We start from the raw sequence: 17,001 nt of genomic DNA, 5'->3' as shown, positions 1-17,001 counted from the left end.
GGCACCTATGGTGCCCGCCGCCGCCTCGCACCTCGTGGTCAGGAGAGCTGCGACACCACCGACTTCGTCTCGAGGTAGTTCTCCAGGGCCTCAGGCCCGCTCTCCCGCCCCCAGCCCGACTGGCGGTAGCCACCGGCAGGCATGTACGACCCGCCTGCCCGGTGCACATTGATCCCCACCCGTCCCGCCCGCAGTCGGCGCGCCACCGAGTGGGCCAGTGCGCCGTCGCGGGTCCAGACGCTGGAGGCGAGACCGTACGAGCTGTCGTTCGCCAGCGCGACGGCCTCGTCGGTGTCGGAGAACGGCATGATGCCGAGCACCGGTCCGAAGATCTCCTCACGCATGACGGTCATCGACTGGTCGACGTCCACAAGGACGGTGGGTTCGAAGAAGAAGCCCCGGTCCCCGACACGGCTACCACCACTGACGACACGGGCGCCGTCGTCGATGCCGCGATCGACGTATCCCGACACCCGGTCCAGTTGCTTCTGCGAGATGAGCGGGCCGAGGTCGGCGGCGGGGTCCGAGCCTGCCCTCAGCCGCATCGAACGACCGATCTCCGCCACTCCGCGAACCACCTCGTCGAAAACGGACTCATGCACGAACAGCCGGGTTCCGGCGGCACAGACCTGGCCGGAATTCCAGAAGACCGCTGACGCCGCTCCCGGGATCGCGGCCTTGAGGTCGGCATCGCCGAACACGATGACCGGGGACTTACCGCCGAGCTCCAGCGACAGCTTCTTCATGTTGCCCGTGGCCGCCCGCACGATGAGCCGGCCGACCTCGGTCGACCCGGTGAACGAGACGGTGTCCACATCCGCGTGCTCCGCCAGGGCGGCGCCCGCGCGTTCGCCGACTCCCGTCACCACGTTGACCACCCCTGCCGGAACGCCCGCCTCGAGCAAAAGCTGCCCGAGCCAGAGAGAAGTCAGCGGCGTCTCCTCGGCAGGCTTCAGCACGCAGGAACACCCTGCCGCGAGCGCCGGAGCGAGCTTCTTGGCCGCCATGCTCAACGGGGCGTTCCACGGCGTGATGAGCCCAGCCACTCCCATCGGCTCGCGCAGGGTGTAGCCCTGAACGCGGCGGTCCGCCGGCCCGAGATCCACAGTGCGGCCGTGGATCTTGTCCGCCCAGCCTGCGTAATACCGGAACTGGGCAGCGGCCTCGATCACCATGCTCCTGGCCTGCCCGACCGGCAGGCCGAGGTTCAGGCTCTCCAGCCGGGCCAGCTCGTCGGCCTGCTCCCTCATGAGGTCGCCGACGCGCCAGAGCACGGCGCCGCGGTCAGCCCCGGACAAGCCGCGCCACCTTCCTTCCTCGAAGGAGAGTCGAGCCGCCGCCACCGCCGCCTCGACGGCCTCCGCGCCGCCATCAGGCACAGCCGCGATGGCTTCTCCCGTACTGGGGTCGAACACCGGAGTGAAGGACGTCGATGGGCTCACCCACTCCCCGTCGATGAGCATGGCAACAGGTTCGTCGCCCTGGTGGAGTTGTCGTGGCCAGGCAGTCGTGGATACGGACATCGCTGTCGCCAAACCTTCCAGATATCACCGCGACCGGCTTGAGGGCCGCGTCAGTGATCGTCCCGATGCGGAGGAACGCGGACAGCATCATGGGGACCCGATCACACCTGTTCCTCATTTAGAACTACTGGTCGCCATTATGAATCGCCCCGACCGTGGGGTGTCAACGCCGCCGACCGGCCCATCCCACCACCCCCTCGCCGCGGCACGGACTATTGACCGCAGGCGACCAGCGCGGTTACGTTCACGTGAACCGTTCCCAATTACACAATGTGGTACGTATATACGAACGAGGCTCTTCATCGACGCCTCTCAAAGAGGGGCGACCCGTCGAACCGCCAGCCGCCGCACGGTCTTCGTCGTTGTCGGCAACGAACGAACTGCCCCAACCCGCCTCGCCCTCAGTGTCGAGCTTTCGAGGAGCTGGTCCGATGCCCACACCACTTCCCCCCGAGGATTTGGCACCCCCGACTCCCGAGCCCGCAGAGTCCGTTGTGGTGCCCACACACAAGGCTGCGACGCCGGTGAAGATGCGCAAGGTCGCATCGGCCAGCTTCATCGGCACCGTCATCGAGTTCTACGACTTCGGTATCTACGCCACGGCCGCGGCGCTCGTCTTCGCCAACACCTTCTTCCCGGCACTGGGTGAACACGCCGGGACTGTCGTCTCCTACGCGACTCTGGGAGTCGCCTTCGTCGCCCGCCCACTGGGCTCCATCCTCTTCGGGCACTTCGGCGACCGTCTCGGACGCAAGCGCACCCTCATCGCCACCATGTCGATCATGGGTGCGGCCACCGTGCTCATCGGCCTGCTACCGACCGCGGCAAGCGTGGGCATCGTGGCCCCCATAGCACTCGTCGTGCTGCGGATCGCCCAGGGCCTGGCCGCCGGAGGTGAGTGGGCGGGCGCCGCCCTCTTCACCTCCGAACATGCACCGCAGGCCCACCGCGGTTTCTGGGCGATGTTCACCAACCTGGGCGGAGCCTTCGCGAACATCCTGGCGCTGGGAACGTTTCTGGTCACAGACCTGTACATGAGCGACGAGACCTTTGCGGCCTGGGGTTGGCGGCTGCCCTTCATCCTCAGCGTGCTACTGGTCGTTGTCGGACTCTTCATCCGACTACGGATCGACGAGACCCCTGCCTTCCAAGCAGAAGCCAAGCGCCGCCAGACAGGCGGAGGTCTGCCGTTCAAGGATGCCTTCACTCACCAGTGGAAAGAGATCCTGCTCGGCGCGGGCTCGCTGGTGATGGCCTTCTCTCTTGGCTACATCGGCATCGCGTTTCTCACCAACTACGGCACAGCCACCCTGGATCTACCACGGCCCCAGGTGCTGGGGGCCGGCATGTTCGGGAACCTGCTGAACTGCCTGGCAATCATCGCCGGCGGCATACTGACCGACCGGTTCGGGCGCCGGCAGGTCCTGCTCGTAGCCAACATCGTGGGCATCCCATGGGCCCTGATCCTGTTCCCACTGCTGGACACGGGGACGCTTCCCGCATTCTGGCTCGGCATATCGGTGACCTTCATGATCGCCGGTGTCGGATTCGGTGTCGCGGGCTCTTTCCTGTCCGAGCTCTTCCACACCCGCTACCGCTACACCGCCGCCGGACTGTCCTACAGCCTCGCCGGCGTTCTCGGCGGTGCTGTTCCGCCGCTGGTGGCTGCGACCCTGATCGGCAGCTACGGCGGTTTCGTGTTCGGCGTCTTCCTCGCCGCGTACTGCCTCATCGGCCTCTTCTGCACACTCGCCCTGCGCGAGACCCGCCACCGAGAACTCACCGAGCCGACACTTCCCGTAGGAGATGCCGAATGACACTCACCATCACCGCCGTGTCCGTGGGCCGCGTCTTCGGTCTCCAGAAGCCGTCGCTCACCTACTCGCGGGGGTGGGGCGAGACGCTGGACATCCCGCTCATCATGTTCGTGATCCAGGGCGGAGGCGCCCCGGTGGTCGTCGACACCGGTGCCGACTTCGCCCGCGCCGTGACACATCACGGGATCAGGATGGAACAGACCCCCGAGGAGCGCCCCGAAGCGGCGCTGAGAGCGCTGGGCGTGGACCCGGCGGACGTGGGTGTCGTCATCAACACCCACCTGCACTGGGACCACAGCTCGAACAACCATCTGTTCCCGAACGCCCGGATCATCGTCCAGCAGCGTGAGATCGACTACGCGAGCAACCCTGTGCCGTGGCACCGCCGTCAGTTCGAGCACCTGCCCGAACTCACGGCGGCGTGGCGGCGCGCCGAGGACAGGATCGACCCGGCGGACGGCGACGCCGAGGTGGCCCCCGGCGTCTCGGTCGTTGCCCTCCCCGGGCACACGCCCGGATCACAGGGTGTCGTCGTCGAAGCTGAGTCGACGCGCTACCTACTGGCCGGCGACTGTATCGATCTCTACGAGAACTGGGCGGGCGACGCCGAGGACGAGCACATCCCGTCGGGCTTTTTCACGGACATCGTGGCTTACCACCACAGCCTGAGTCTGATCGAGAAGCTCGGGTGCGAGGTCATCCCGAGCCACGACCCACTTGTCGTCGAGCGTCGCGAGTTCCGTTAGGGCGGCACGTTCTCCGGGTCGTGCGCGGGCGGCGGTCCGATGGTCAGAGCACAGCCGGCGCTCCCCCTGTTGTGGTCAGAGGATAAGTACGAGACGGCCGCGGACACCGCCTGCTTCCAGGCGGCGGTGCGCTTCAGGAGCCCGGGCGGCAGGGTACTCGGCGGCGACCCTCATCGTCAGTTCTCCTCGCTCGGCGTGAACACGGAGGGCCTCCAGCTTGCCTTGCTCGTACACATACTCCGGGACGAAGACCTCCCGGATGGTTACGCCAGGGTGGTCACCGAGGGGGGCGACGCCTGGCATGTCGGACCTGCGCCCCATGACCAGCTGTCCCCCCGGCCGAATCGCCGAGAGTACGTCCCGCCCGAGGAGCGCCCCATCCATGAGGCTGGAGACGCCTCCGGGGACGGCTTCGAGGATGCGTCCCGCGACGCCCGGTCCACGGGCGACGACTCGATCGGCGCCCAGGGACCGCACCAGTTCCTCGTCGGCGGGAGCCGCGTCGGCCACCACGCACAGGCCGGCCGCCTTGGCCAATTGGATGGTGTAGCCGCCCACCGCTCCGGCGGCGCCGGTAACGGCCATCCAGTCCCCGGGGGTCGGCGAGAGAAGATCCATAGCCTGCTGCACCGTCAGGCCGTTGGAGGGGACGGTGGCGGCTTCGGCATGGCTGCTGCCGGCCGGCGCGAGCGCCACCTGACGCGGGTCCAGGACGAGCTGCTGCGCATACGCGCCGCCGGAAGGCATGTAGGGCACGACGAACGCCATCACCCGATCCCCGATCCTCAGATCGGTCTCGGCGTCAGGCCCGATCTCGTCGATTACGCCTGCGGCCTCGTTGCCCGGGCTGAACGGCGGGACGAGACGGCCTTCGAACAGCGCAGCCGCTTCTCCCCTGCGGACCACGGCGTCGGACGGGTTCACCGTTGCGGCGTGCACACGCACTCGGATCTGGCCCGGGCCCGCATGTGGGTCGGGGACGTCCATCCACCGTAGAACATCCGGACCGCCGAATTTCGTCACTACGACTGCCTTCACACCGCTCCCATCTTGTCTTCCCATCTGGGCGCGAACGGGGCTGCGCTTCATCGCCCGTAGGTACCTATTCAGCATGTAGGTATATGAGGGATACTAACCTCATGAGCAGTGAACCCGGCGCGCGCCGACGGATGGACAGCACGAATGGTGGGCCCTTTCCTTCCCCGGAGGGCTCCTCGAATCAGCCGGTTCCCGCGCACTGGAACGACGAGGAACGGGTAGCGCTCGTGCGCGGCATCCTGGCCCGGATCGGCGACAAGTGGAGCGTGACCGTCATCTGCTCGCTCGGGCAGCACCCTCGCCGGTTCAACGAACTGCGGCGTGACGTCACCGGCATCACCCAGCGGCAGTTGACGTCCACTCTCAGAGCGCTGGAACGCGACGGACTCGTGTCCCGCACAGTCTTCCCCTCGACTCCCCCGGCCGTCGAGTACGCCCTGACCGATGTCGGCCAGGACCTTGAGCGCGTCGTGTATACCCTCGCCGCATGGGCTGACCACCATGCCGACACCATCCGAGCGGCCCGCCTTGACTACGACAGCCAGGCCGAAATCTGACACCACAGCCCGCGTCGCGTCACAGGCATCCTCGCCAAGCCCCCCGCCGGCGTCAGCGGGAGGGGAGGGTGGTTCTCCTTCTCCAGAACCTCGAGCGCCGGATTCCGATGCGGCAACTGCCAAGGCCCAGCACCCGGGAAGGTGGCGCTGGGTCTTGGCAGTCGCCGCAGTTCTCAGGTCGCCGCGATGGTCGCCGTGTCGAGCACGAACCGGTATCGCACGTCGCCCGCGGTGAGTCGGTCGTACGCCGTGTCCAGTTCCTTCGCCGTGATCATCTCGATCTCGGCCTTGATCCCGTGCTCGGCGCAGAAGTCCAGCATCTCCCGGGTTTCCGGCATTCCGCCGCTCATCGAGCCGGCCAGCTTCCGCCGGTTGGTCAGCAGCGTGTAGGGGTCGATCCGCAGCGGTTCGTCGGGAACACCGAGATTGACGAACGTCCCGTCGAAGTCGAGCAGTTCAAGATGGGCCGAGAGATCGTAGTTCGAGGGGACCGTCGACACGATGAGGTCGAACGAGTCCCTCATCGCCTCCAGGTCACCGGTGGTGCGGAAGTCGTCCGCTCCGAGGCGCTCGGCGTCGGCGCGACGGCCCTCGGTGAGTTCGAGAACCGTCGTGTGCGCGCCGAGTGCATGCGAGATCTGGACGCCGATGTGGCCGAGCCCGCCGAATCCGAGGATGCCGACCCGCTTGCCCGGACCCGCGCCCCAGAAGCGCAGCGGCTGGTACATCGTGATGCCCGCACACAGCAGGGGCGCGGCAAACTCCAGCGGAAGCGCGTCCGGGATTCGGGCCACGAACCGCTGATCGGCCACTGTGCGTTCGCTGTATCCGCCGAGTGTCACCTGGCCGTCACGGCCGACCCCGTTGTACGTCAACACCTTGCCCCGGCGACAGTAGGACTCCTGTCCCGCCCTGCACACCGCGCACTCCCGGCAGGAGTCGACCAGGCAGCCGATGCCGACACGGTCACCTGCCGTCAATCGGGTGACCCCGCGGCCGACCTCCCGCACGACCCCTGCGATCTCGTGACCCGGGACGATCGGGTAGCGGGTATGTCCGAACTCGGCACGGGCGTGGTGGACATCGGTATGACAGACGCCGGCGTAGGCGATGTCCAGCAGCACATCCGTCGGCCCGAGATCACGGCGTTCGATGGTTACGGTACTGAAGGGTGCGGTCGGGCTCGTCATGGCCCGAGCCTGTGCGGTGATCAACGCTCACTCCTTTCATAGCGGTTGGTCGGGGCGTCCGGCGTCAGCCGATGAGCGACTGATACTCGAGGTACTCCTCGATCCCGTACCGGCCCATCTCACGGCCGATGCCCGACAGCTTCAGACCACCGTGAGGAGCGCGCATGTCGATGGATGCACCGTTGATGCGGACACGCCCGGTGCGGATGCGCCGTCCAACGGCGCGGGCCCGCTCGGGGTCGGCGGACCAGACACCGCCGGCGAGCCCGTAGTCGGAGTCATTGGCGATCGCGACGGCATCGTCCGTGTCGTCGTACGGGATGATGACGTTGACCGGGCCGAAGACCTCCTGCCGCGCCAGCGTGTGATTGTTGGTGCCGCTGAACACTGTCGGCCGGACGTAGAAGCCCCGGTCCAGGTGGTCCGGTGCCTCCGGGCCTCCCGTGACCAGCCGCATGCCCTCGTCGATTCCCGTCCGGATGTACCGGCGTACGCGCTCGCGCTGGGCGTCCGAGACCACCGGCCCGAGGGTCGTCGCCTCGTCGAAGGGGTCACCGATGACGAAGCCCGCGGCCTTGGCCGCGGCGATCTCCTCCGCCTCCGCCAGCCGTGACCTCGGGACGAGCGTCCGCGAAAGCCCTCCGCAGACCTGGCCCGCGTTGCGGAAGGCGTCGGTGAGCCCGTCCGTGACGGCCTTCTCCAGGTCGGCATCGTCGAGGATGAGGTTGGCGGACTTGCCGCCGAGTTCCAGTGCCACACGCTTGACCGACTTGGACGCGAGTTCCATCACCCGGCTGCCGGCGCGCACCGAACCGGTGAGCGACACGATGTCGATCAGCGGGTGGGTCGCGATCGCCTCACCGATCTCCGGCCCAGGTCCGCTGACCACGTTGAACACACCGTCCGGCAGACCGGCCTCGGCGGCCGCCTCAGCGAACATGAACGAGCTCAGGGGCGCGACCTCCGTGCCCTTGAGCACCATGGTGCATCCCGCCGCGAGCGCGGCGCCGGCCTTGAGTGTGATCATGCGCATGGGGCCGTTCCACGGGGTGATCGCCCCAGCCACACCTGCGGGAATGCGCCGCACGATGGTGTCGTCGAAACGCTCCTCCCAAAGGACGTCCTTGATGCTCGCCGCCGCGATCCGCAAGTCGTTGATGGGAGCGGCGACGTGTGACCGGCGGGCCAGCGCGATCGGCGTGCCGATCTCCCTCACGGTTGACCGCGTCAGCTCCTCGGCCTTCGCTTCGAGGATGTCGGCAATGCGGGTGATCACCGCAGCCCGCTCCTCGATCGAGGAGTGCGACCAGGTCTCGAACGCCCGGGCCGCGGCCTGGGCCGCGCGGTCGACGTCGTCGGTATGGCCCCGTGGGACCGTCGCGATCGGCTCCTCGGTCGCCGGGTTGACCACGGTGAGCACTCCGGTGCCCGCCGATTCGACCCACTTGCCGTCGATGAAGATCGTGTCCCGCTCGATCACGGCTCTCTCCCTCGCGCGAGCACCGCCGGGACGCCGAGACACCCGGAGACGTTCGCATATAGGAACCAATATTCCTTATTACGATTCCGGACGCTACAACCCGCCACTGCGCGTAGTCAATGGATACGACCGGCTCAGCGGGCCGCGACGGTCCAACGCTCCGGGTGGCGTCCGCTCCGCCTGATCCGGCCGTCCCCGCCCAGACGCATCAGATGGGCCGAGGTCTCGGCCAGCGCCGATCGCATCGAGCGAGGAGTGAAGGCCGAGAAGTCCCGGGCCCATGACACCGCCTGCGCCACCTCCCACACGGTGTCGCACCCTCGCGCGACGGCACACTCGATCTCCGCGAGCCGCGCATCGTGATGCCGGCACAGGACGTCGAGGCGGCGGGACACGCGGTCGAACGGCCACTCATGTCCGGGGAGCACCACCGTTCCGGGGTCCGTGAGTTGGCGCAAACGGCCCAGGGAGGCCAAGAAGTCCCGTAGGGGGTCCGGGCCGGATCCTGGCCTGCGCGCGACGTTCGGGGTCACCTTCGGCAGGACGTGATCACCGGTCAGCAGCACATTTCGCTCACGCTCCCGGAAGCAGAGGTGCCCCGCGGTATGGCCAGGCGTATGCACGGGGATCAGAGCTCCGTCCGTTCCTGGCACCGGGACTCCGTCCTGGAGCTCGACGTCCGGGACGACCGACGGCAACACGGCGTCAAGTGAGCGCAGTTCGCCATCCAGTTCGGCGAGCAGCGCCCCCGGTACGCCGCATTCCCGCAGCCAGTCCGCGATCTCTGCGAGCCGATCACTGCGCTCCGCCTCGCCGACCCGGATCTGCGCGCGCTCGCCCGGGTGGGCACCGATCCACGCGGACGTGTGCTTCCGGATGCGGGAGGCGAGCCCGTAGTGGTCAGGATGGGCATGGGTGACGACGACACCCATCACCTCGTCGAGGCCGGCCCCCGCCCGCGCGAGCCCGGCGACGAAGGCCTGCCAAGCCTCGTCGGAGTCCCAGCCCAGATCGACGACAACGATTCCGTCGGGATAGCGCAGCGCGTAGGAGTACGAGTACGCCAGCGGGCTGGGGAAAGGAACCGCGGTCGCCCAGACGCCGCCCGCCACTGCGAATCCCTCGATCCGACGTGTGGGCCGCTCTTCCGGGTGCCGGTAGGCGTCGGCAGGCTCAACATGCCGGGACATGTGCATCACACCTCTCCAGGCGCCCGTCGAGCAGGAGGTCGATGTCACGCGACCGGACACGCCTCCCCCGAACGCCGCGTCACGATTGGGTTCGTATTATCGAACTCGCTTCCTGAAATACGATACCCATCGTGTGGCGGCACCTGCACCCGACGGAAGGACCGTGCCAGATGACCGGGACCCGCGAGAGCGCAGGCGTAGGCAAGGACTCCGAACATCGACTTCTGCTGCCCTCCCTGATGTTCACAGCTCTCTCCGTCTCCGCGATCAGCACCCTCGGCGCCCCCATGGTGCCGACCATCGCCCGGGAGCAGCATGTGTCACTGAGCGCTGCTCAGTGGGTCCTGACGGCGACGCTGCTGGCCGGAGCGGTCGCCGGACCCGTTCTCGGCAGACTGGGTGACGGGCCGCGCCGGAAGGGCGCGGTTCAAGGAACGCTCATCGGCGTGCTCGTCGGGAGCGCCTTGGCCGCACTCGCTCCCACGTTCGGCCTGCTGCTGGCCGGGCGCGCACTGCAGGGCCTGGGCATGGGGCTGATGCCGCTGACCATCGCGGTCGCTCGAGACCACCTCCCGGCCCGACGCATGCGCACCGGCATCGCATCCCTCTCGATCACGACATCCGTCGGGGCCGGTATCGGTTACCCCGTGACGGGCCTCATCGCTCAGCACCTCGACTACCGCGCAGGATTCTGGTTCGCGGCCCTGCTCAGTGCGGTCGCGCTGATCGTGGTGACCCGGGTGATACCGGTGGGCTCCTCGGCTCTCCAGCGCCCTCTCGACGCCGCCGGCGCCGGGCTGCTCTGTTCAGGGCTGGCCGCGATCCTGCTGGCCTTGAGTCAGGGCGTGGCCTGGGGCCTGGCATCGGCTGCCACGCTGAGCTGTCTCTGCCTCGGCGTCCTGCTCCTGACCGCATGGCTCGTGCAGGCGCTCCGTACCAGCCACCCGCTGGTCGACATCCGACTGATCCGTAACCGCGCGGTCCTGGCCGCCAATACGACCGCGCTCCTCGTGGGCATAGGCATGTATGCCGTGCTGTCCCTGGTCAACCTCTACACACAGGTACCCGCTGCCGCCGGGTACGGCTTCCACCTCTCGCTCCCCACCGCCGGACTCGTTCTGATGCCCATGTCACTGGGAAGCCTCACGGCGAACCGACTCGCTTCAGCGCTGGTCTCCCGGATCGGCCTCTACCGCGTGCTTCCCCTCGGCGCGCTGGTGGTCTGTCTCGACCTGGTACTGCTCGCACTGTGGCGAGACCATGTCGCTGTCCTCGTCCTCGGCACGTTCCTCCTCGGCAACGGCGTGGGGGCTGCCTATGCGGTGATGCCCATCCTCATCGTTCGCCACGTGCCGGCCTCCGAGACCGGCAGCGCGACGAGTTTCAACCAAGTACTGCGAACCGTAGGAGGTTCCGTGGGCAGCGCGGCGATCTCAGCGATCATGCTCGCCTACATGCCGCCTGCCGGGGACACCCCTCGCGACACCGCGTACACCACGGCGTTCCTGGTGACCGCCGCAGCATCGTTCCTCGGTGTCGTAGCGGCGGTCGTGCTCCCACCGCGCCGCGGTGGGGCAGCCGAGCCGAAGGGCGATATCGCGGGACGAGGGCACGAGGCGACCGGGCCCCGGCACACTGCAGCCGAACCCGGCACGGACCCACGGCAGGAGGAAGCTCCCTGCTCAGATCGGTTCCCTGGCTGAGACCTTCTGCGCCGACCAGGAATCCACGTGCTTGAGGAGGACCTTACGAAGCTTCGCCTCACGGGGCTTCATCTCGGCGGCCTGGCCGATGAGAATCGCCGCGCCGACGCTCTCACCGGCGTGATTGCGCACGACGGCCGCGAGCGCGAGCTGAGTTCCGTGGTGGAGAAGGTTCGTCGCGACACGGCTCTTGCCGATGTCGGCGAACTCGGAGAGGAACTCCGAGACGAGCTCCGGACTCTCCGCCTGCTGCCGACGCAGGTGTGCCTCGCGATCGACGTCCGGGCGTGCCACCAGCAGAGCCTTGCCCCCCGCGGTGGCGAGGAGCGTGCGCCGGATGTTACTGCGGGCCGCGAACCCGGTGAGAGCATCCGTGCCCGACTCGCCGATGTAGATCAGGTGGTCGCCGGCCTCGACACCCAGGAAGACGGTCAGGCCGGTCGCCTTGTGCAGAGCCTCCAGGTCCGCCTGCGTCACCTGCCCTGCGCGGATGCGGCCGCTGGCCAGAGTGAGGCCGTACACAGCCGGGCCGAGGTAGAAACGGTGGTTGTCCTCGTACAGCCACCCCTTGGCCTGCAGCCCCCGGATGAAACCGTGCACCGAGCTCTTCGGAGCGCCGAGCGCCCGGGCGATCTCGGCGAAGCCGATGCCCGGGTTGTAGACGACCTCTTCCAGGATCTGGGTCACCCGGTCGATGGTCCGGTGGCTCTTCGGGCCGTTGTCATCGGGGTCTGAAGCCGCGTCTGTCACGCGACTCAATGTAGTCGATTTCGACCAGGAATTCATAATGACGAACTCATAAACAGACGCTGCCGCTTCCTGGCGGGCGGCGGGCTGCGCGGTGAAGCCGGTACCGGGCCATCGACGCTCCACGCATCAGCCGGCGCCTCGGGATCACAAGCCGGGGAATGCCCTGCGCACGAGCATTGACACACCCATGACCGAACCTTACCGTCGATCGCACATGCGCTCCTCAGTACGTATATACGAACCGCCGAATCGTGGAGGCCTTGAAGAGCCCCTGGCTCGCGGCTGACCGCTCACAGAACATGCGCGGCACCTCGCCGCACCCTGCCGACAGCTCCCATCTGTCGGTCCCCTGACGCGGCGACGAGATCGCGTCACCAACAGGGAGATGCAATGACGCACTCACAGCAAAAGACACTCGGGCCGGTGGGACCACCCGCCCCCGTCGGAGAAAAAGCGGACCCGCCAGGGATGGGACGAGTCGCCACCGCCAGCTTCATCGGCACCGTGATCGAGTTCTACGACTTCGGTATCTACGGCACGGCCGCCGCACTGGTCTTTCCCGAGGTGTTCTTCCCCGCCCTCGGCCCGGCCGCCGGGATCACCGCCTCATTCGCCGCCCTCGGAGTGGCCTTCGTGGCCCGCCCCTTCGGCAGCCTTCTGTTCGGACACTTCGGCGACCGACTGGGACGCAAGAAGACTCTCATCGCGACGATGTTGCTCATGGGGGTGTCCACCATCCTCGTCGGCTGCATGCCGACAGCCGATCAGATCGGCGTGGTGGCCCCCATCCTGATCGTGATCCTGCGTGTGCTGCAGGGCCTGGCAGCGGGAGGCGAGTTCGCCGGAGCGGTCCTGTTCTCCTCGGAGCACGCGCCCAAGGGCAAACGCGGCTTCTGGGCCATGTTCCCCAACTTCGGCGGAGGCGCGGCAATCACACTCGCCAACCTCACGTTCCTGCTCACCACGCTGTTCATGAGCGATGACACATTCATCAGCTGGGGATGGCGTATCCCCTTCCTCGCCAGCTTCTTGCTCGTTCTCGTCGGGCTGTGGATCCGGCTGCGGATCGACGAGACCCCCGTGTTCAAGAATCAGGTCGCGCGATCGGGCACCTCCGAGCTTCCCTTCCTCGAAGCCCTGAAGCACCAGCCGGGCCAGGTCCTGCTCGCATCAGGCACCGTGATGATCGGCTTCGCGCTCACCTACATCGGCGGTACCTACCTGGTCAGCTACGGCACAACCGTTCTCGAACTGCCACGCACCTTCGTCCTGAGCATGGCCATGGTGGGCGGGCTGGCGATCTCCGCCGGAGTCGTGCTCGGCGCGGTTCTTTCCGACCGCATCGGCCGTCGTTGGGTGATCGTCGGTGCAGCCGGCGTCGCCGTCGTATGGGCGCTGGTCCTGTTCCCGCTCCTCGACCTGGGTTCTCGCGGGATGTTCGCCATCGGGGTCCCGGTGACGTTGTTCCTGTCAGGGATCGCCACAGGGCCGCAGGGCGCGTTCCTCTCCGAGCTCTTCCACACCCGCTACCGCTACACCGCGGCCGGCCTCAGTTACAGCCTGGCCGGCATGATCGGCGGCGGTGTTCCGCCTCTCATCGCACCGTCCGTCATCGACTCCTTCGGCAGCTTCTTCTTCGGCTGCATCCTGGCCGGTGTCTGCCTCATCAGCCTGATCTGCGTGCTCACCGTCGGCGAGACGCGCCAACTCGATCTCGATCGGGCCGCGGCCGACCCTGCTGCCTGAACTCGCCCTTCTGCCCCACGGATTCAAGGAGATGACTCGCGATGTCAGCGGCACCGACCTCGGCACGTCCACCCTTTGTGCTTGTGCACGGCGGCCGACACGGCGGCTGGTGCTGGAAGCACGTGGCCTCCGCGCTACGGCAGGCCGGCCACATGGTGCACACCCCGACCCTGACGGGCCTCGGGGAGCGAGCACACCTGCTGGATCAGGCGATCGGCCTGAACCACCATGTCCAGGACGTTGTCGGGGTCTTTGAGTTCGAGGATGTCCAGGACGCCGTACTCGTAGCGCACAGTTACGGCGGCATGGTCGTGTCAGGGGCCATGGAGCACATTGCGCAACGGGTGCGTCGCGTCGTCTACCTCGACGCGCACCTCCCCCGGTCCGGGGAGTCCGTCTTCGACATGATCGGCCCCCACCGCGCGGCGGCCCTTCTGGAGAACGCCGAGAACAACGGCGAGGGCTGGTTCATCCCACCGGCCGACGCCTCCTGGTACGGCGTCACCGACCCGGACGACGCCGCATGGGTCAACAGCCGCACCACGGCCCAGCCACTGAAGACATACCAGGATCCGGTCGGCAGCACCGACCGGGCATCGATCCACCCGGGCATGTTCATCGAATGCGTCCCCTCCTCACTGGAGCCACACGTCCTGAACCGAGCACGCAGGCGGCACGCCGACGATCCGGACTTCTCGTACCACGTCCTGCAGGCGACGCACGATGCGATGGTCACAGCGCCCCAGGCCGTAACGAATCTGCTGCGCCAGGCGGTGGACCTGTGAGCAGTTCACCGACCCAAATACTCGCGGAGTACGCGGCCTCGACCTCCCTGGAGGCACTGCCGTTCGATGTGAGGGAACAGGCCAAGCAGGTGATACTCGACGAGATGGCCAGCGCGCACTTCGGCCGGCAACAGCCGGCCGGCATCCTTGCGGCCGAGTACGTCGCCTCGATGACAGGGCCGTCGGAGGCACAGGTGCTGGGATCCGCACTTCGCACTTCCGCGCCCCTGGCCGCTCTCGCCAACGGAACGGCGGGGCACGCCGACGAGATCGACGGCGCGCACGTCGTCGGTGGCCACCCTGGCGCAACCCTCGTCCATGCGGCGGTCGCCATGGCGGAACGGCAGGGTGGGACGGGCGGCGACCTGCTCAATGCCGTTGTCCTGGGCTATGACGTGGGCGTCCGGCTCATCGCGGCATGCGGTGGCCTATTCAGTGTCAAGGAACGCCACCATCTGAACTCGGACTTCCTCCACGCCCTGGCAGCCGCCGTGGCTTGCTGCCGGCTCATCGGATCCACTCCGGAGCAGTACCGTCACGCGATGGCGCTGGCCACCTTCCAGGCGAACGGGTTGTGCGCGCTCTTCCGGGAGCGGCAGCACCTGAGCAAGGCGTTCTGCAACGGCCAGTACGCCATGGCGGGTGTCAGTGCCGCTCTGCAGGCCGCCGCCGGGTTCGAGGGGTGCGACGACGTCCTGGGTGAGCGGCACGGTGTGTTCGACGCCTGGGGAGCACCCGACGCCGCGGCCACAGTGACACGGGAACTCGGCAGCGACTTCGCCGTGATGGGTGCCAACTTCAAGTTCGTACGCGCCGGCTACCCGATCCACGCGCCCGTCGAAGCGGCACTGTCGTTGATGGCGAAGCATGGCCTCAGCCGCGACACCGTCTCCACGGTGGAGGTGGGAATGCCGGCTCGAGCGCTACGCGTCGTCGACAACCGTCAGATGCACAACATCTGCGTGCAGGACATGCTCGCCGTGGCGCTGTTGCGCGGTGAGCTCGCACTGAAGGAGAACTACTTCCCCACAGTTCTCGACGACCCTGCTTTCGCAGCGCTCCGGGGCCGTATCACGCTCGTGGTGGACCCACAGCTGGAGACCGCGGCGCCCAACGGCCGGGGAGCCGTCGTCACCATCGGGACGCGGGACGGCAGGCACGTGACCGAACGGGTCGACCACCCACGCGGGCACAGCGCCCGGGGCGGGGTCACCTGGGACGAACTGTCCGTGAAATGGCGTGACGCGTCCCCGGATCAGGACGTGGACTCCTGGGTCGCCCGCACCCGCTCGCTCGAGGACGTGGGCCAGGTGGAACAACTCTCCGGCCTGTTCGCCCGACAACACTGAGCAGCAGAGCCGGAACGCCACCCCCGGGCGCAAGAGAAGAGACTCCGGCGCCCGGGGCAGTGTCGGTGCGTATACACCCGCATCACCACCCACAGCGTCCGGCGGCATCGGGGCGGATGCAGGCCGGCCAGGGGGGCCCTGTCATACCCCCCACTACGCATCCCCCGGAACAGCCCGGCCTGCCTCTGCGACTCGCGAGGAGGCAAGGTGGATCGTGGCACCAATGATCACCTGCGGACAGGAGGGGTTCGTTGCGTACCCCACACGGCGGGGAGGCCGGCCCCGCCCGTTCGTACGACAGCCCGGCCGACATCCGCACGACCAGGAGAGTTTCATGCAGTACGTGACCTTGATCAACGGTGTCGAGATGCCGATCCTCGGCTTCGGCGTCTACCAGATCCCCGCCGAGGACACCGAGCGCGCCGTGTCCGAGGCCCTGGCCGCCGGCTACCGCCTCCTGGACACCGCCGCCTCCTACGGCAACGAGGAAGCCGTGGGCCGGGCCATCAAGAACAGCGGCGTTCCGCGGGAAGCGCTCTTCGTCACCACGAAGCTGTACGTGCAGGACGCGCCCGCGGAGGAGAACACGAAGCGCGCCTTCGAGACGTCACTGCGCAAGCTCGGTCTCGACTACGTCGACCTGTACCTGATGCACCAGCCCTACGGCGACGTGTACGGCCAGTGGCGGGCCATGGAAGCCCTCAACCGTGAGGGTCGCGCCAAGGCCATCGGCGTCGCCAACTTCTACCCCGACCGCCTCCTCGACCTGATCATCAACAACGAGATCACGCCGGCCGTCAACCAGATCGAGACGCACCCCTTCTTCCAGCGTGCCGACTACCAGGAGCTCATGCGCGCACACGATGTGCGGATCCAGTCCTGGGGCGGCTTCGCCGAAGGAAAGAACGACCTGTTCGCCAACCCGCTGCTGGCAGAGATCGGCAAGGAGCACGGCAAGTCCGTCGCCCAGGTCGTGCTGCGCTGGCTGACGCAGCGCGATGTCGTAGCAATCCCGAAGTCTGTCCGGGCCGAGCGCATGGCGGAGAACCTCGACATCTTCGACTTCGAGCTCACCGCAGACCAGATGGCCTCCATCGCCACCCTGGACACCGGCTCGTCGCTGTTCC

The 17,001-nt window shown here is 67.5% G+C and carries 14 protein-coding genes; 8 read left to right on the top strand and 6 right to left on the bottom strand.

Annotation, left to right across the window (positions count from 1 at the left end):
* Nucleotides 1–38 precede the first annotated feature (38 nt).
* Nucleotides 39–1,523: an aldehyde dehydrogenase family protein gene (locus ACFWFI_RS28635; RefSeq protein ID WP_387395520.1), complete on the bottom strand. Its 1,485-nt coding sequence runs from the start codon at nt 1,521–1,523 to the stop codon at nt 39–41.
* A gap of 497 nt (nt 1,524–2,020) precedes the next feature.
* Here ACFWFI_RS28635 and ACFWFI_RS28630 point away from each other — a divergent pair, with 497 nt between their 5' ends.
* Nucleotides 2,021–3,340, top strand: coding sequence for an MFS transporter (locus ACFWFI_RS28630; RefSeq protein ID WP_387395517.1), 1,320 nt, complete (start codon nt 2,021–2,023; stop codon nt 3,338–3,340).
* Nucleotides 3,337–4,086, top strand: a complete 750-nt coding sequence (locus ACFWFI_RS28625) for an N-acyl homoserine lactonase family protein (RefSeq protein ID WP_387395514.1) — start codon at nt 3,337–3,339, stop codon at nt 4,084–4,086. The genes ACFWFI_RS28630 and ACFWFI_RS28625 overlap by 4 nt, the downstream gene beginning before the upstream one ends.
* 75 nt (nt 4,087–4,161) lie before the next feature.
* On the opposite strand, the gene ACFWFI_RS28620 is transcribed toward ACFWFI_RS28625, so the two are convergent.
* Complete coding sequence (locus ACFWFI_RS28620; protein ID WP_387395512.1) at nt 4,162–5,073, bottom strand: NADP-dependent oxidoreductase; 912 nt, start codon at nt 5,071–5,073, stop codon at nt 4,162–4,164.
* A 152-nt stretch (nt 5,074–5,225) separates the two neighbouring features.
* Between ACFWFI_RS28620 and ACFWFI_RS28615 the strand changes: the two genes are divergently transcribed.
* Nucleotides 5,226–5,681, top strand: a complete 456-nt coding sequence (locus ACFWFI_RS28615) for a winged helix-turn-helix transcriptional regulator (protein ID WP_387395510.1) — start codon at nt 5,226–5,228, stop codon at nt 5,679–5,681.
* A gap of 173 nt (nt 5,682–5,854) precedes the next feature.
* Here ACFWFI_RS28615 and ACFWFI_RS28610 read toward each other — a convergent pair whose 3' ends face one another.
* The 3 genes from ACFWFI_RS28610 to ACFWFI_RS28600 all read right to left on the bottom strand — a co-directional run bounded on the left by ACFWFI_RS28610 (nt 5,855) and on the right by ACFWFI_RS28600 (nt 9,541).
* On the bottom strand, nt 5,855–6,871 hold the full coding sequence (locus ACFWFI_RS28610; protein WP_387395509.1) for an NAD(P)-dependent alcohol dehydrogenase: 1,017 nt from the start codon (nt 6,869–6,871) through the stop codon (nt 5,855–5,857).
* 64 nt (nt 6,872–6,935) lie between these two features.
* The gene (locus ACFWFI_RS28605; protein ID WP_387395507.1) at nt 6,936–8,351 is read right to left on the bottom strand and encodes an aldehyde dehydrogenase family protein; all 1,416 of its coding nucleotides are present in this window, start codon (nt 8,349–8,351) and stop codon (nt 6,936–6,938) included.
* Nucleotides 8,352–8,485: 134 nt separating this feature from the next.
* Entirely contained in the window at nt 8,486–9,541 is a 1,056-nt protein-coding gene (locus tag ACFWFI_RS28600) for an MBL fold metallo-hydrolase (RefSeq protein ID WP_387395505.1), read from the bottom strand.
* Between the two features lie 170 nt (nt 9,542–9,711).
* Between ACFWFI_RS28600 and ACFWFI_RS28595 the strand changes: the two genes are divergently transcribed.
* Entirely contained in the window at nt 9,712–11,244 is a 1,533-nt protein-coding gene (locus ACFWFI_RS28595; RefSeq protein ID WP_387395503.1) for an MFS transporter, read from the top strand.
* On the opposite strand, the gene ACFWFI_RS28590 is transcribed toward ACFWFI_RS28595, so the two are convergent.
* Nucleotides 11,224–12,117: an IclR family transcriptional regulator gene (locus ACFWFI_RS28590; RefSeq protein ID WP_387395501.1), complete on the bottom strand. Its 894-nt coding sequence runs from the start codon at nt 12,115–12,117 to the stop codon at nt 11,224–11,226. The two genes, ACFWFI_RS28595 and ACFWFI_RS28590, sit on opposite strands and share 21 nt — an antisense overlap.
* Nucleotides 12,118–12,462: 345 nt before the next feature.
* Between ACFWFI_RS28590 and ACFWFI_RS28585 the strand changes: the two genes are divergently transcribed.
* From ACFWFI_RS28585 to ACFWFI_RS28570, 4 genes are all read left to right on the top strand, one after another.
* On the top strand, nt 12,463–13,740 hold the full coding sequence (locus tag ACFWFI_RS28585; protein WP_387395499.1) for an MFS transporter: 1,278 nt from the start codon (nt 12,463–12,465) through the stop codon (nt 13,738–13,740).
* Between the two features lie 41 nt (nt 13,741–13,781).
* Nucleotides 13,782–14,525 (top strand): alpha/beta fold hydrolase, encoded by a 744-nt coding sequence (locus ACFWFI_RS28580; protein ID WP_387395496.1) that lies wholly within the window; start codon nt 13,782–13,784, stop codon nt 14,523–14,525.
* The gene (locus tag ACFWFI_RS28575; protein ID WP_387395494.1) at nt 14,522–15,874 is read left to right on the top strand and encodes an MmgE/PrpD family protein; all 1,353 of its coding nucleotides are present in this window, start codon (nt 14,522–14,524) and stop codon (nt 15,872–15,874) included. Before ACFWFI_RS28580 ends, ACFWFI_RS28575 begins: the two co-directional genes overlap by 4 nt.
* A 334-nt stretch (nt 15,875–16,208) precedes the next feature.
* Nucleotides 16,209–17,001 (top strand): aldo/keto reductase (locus ACFWFI_RS28570; protein ID WP_387395492.1); only part of this gene is annotated, 793 nt, incomplete at its 3' end.

The organism is Streptomyces sp. NPDC060209 (assembly GCF_042728155.1).
Classification (GTDB): domain Bacteria; phylum Actinomycetota; class Actinomycetes; order Streptomycetales; family Streptomycetaceae; genus Streptomyces.
The sequence above is the reverse complement of the archived record's forward strand: the minus strand, read 5'-3'. Positions and strand labels throughout refer to the sequence as shown.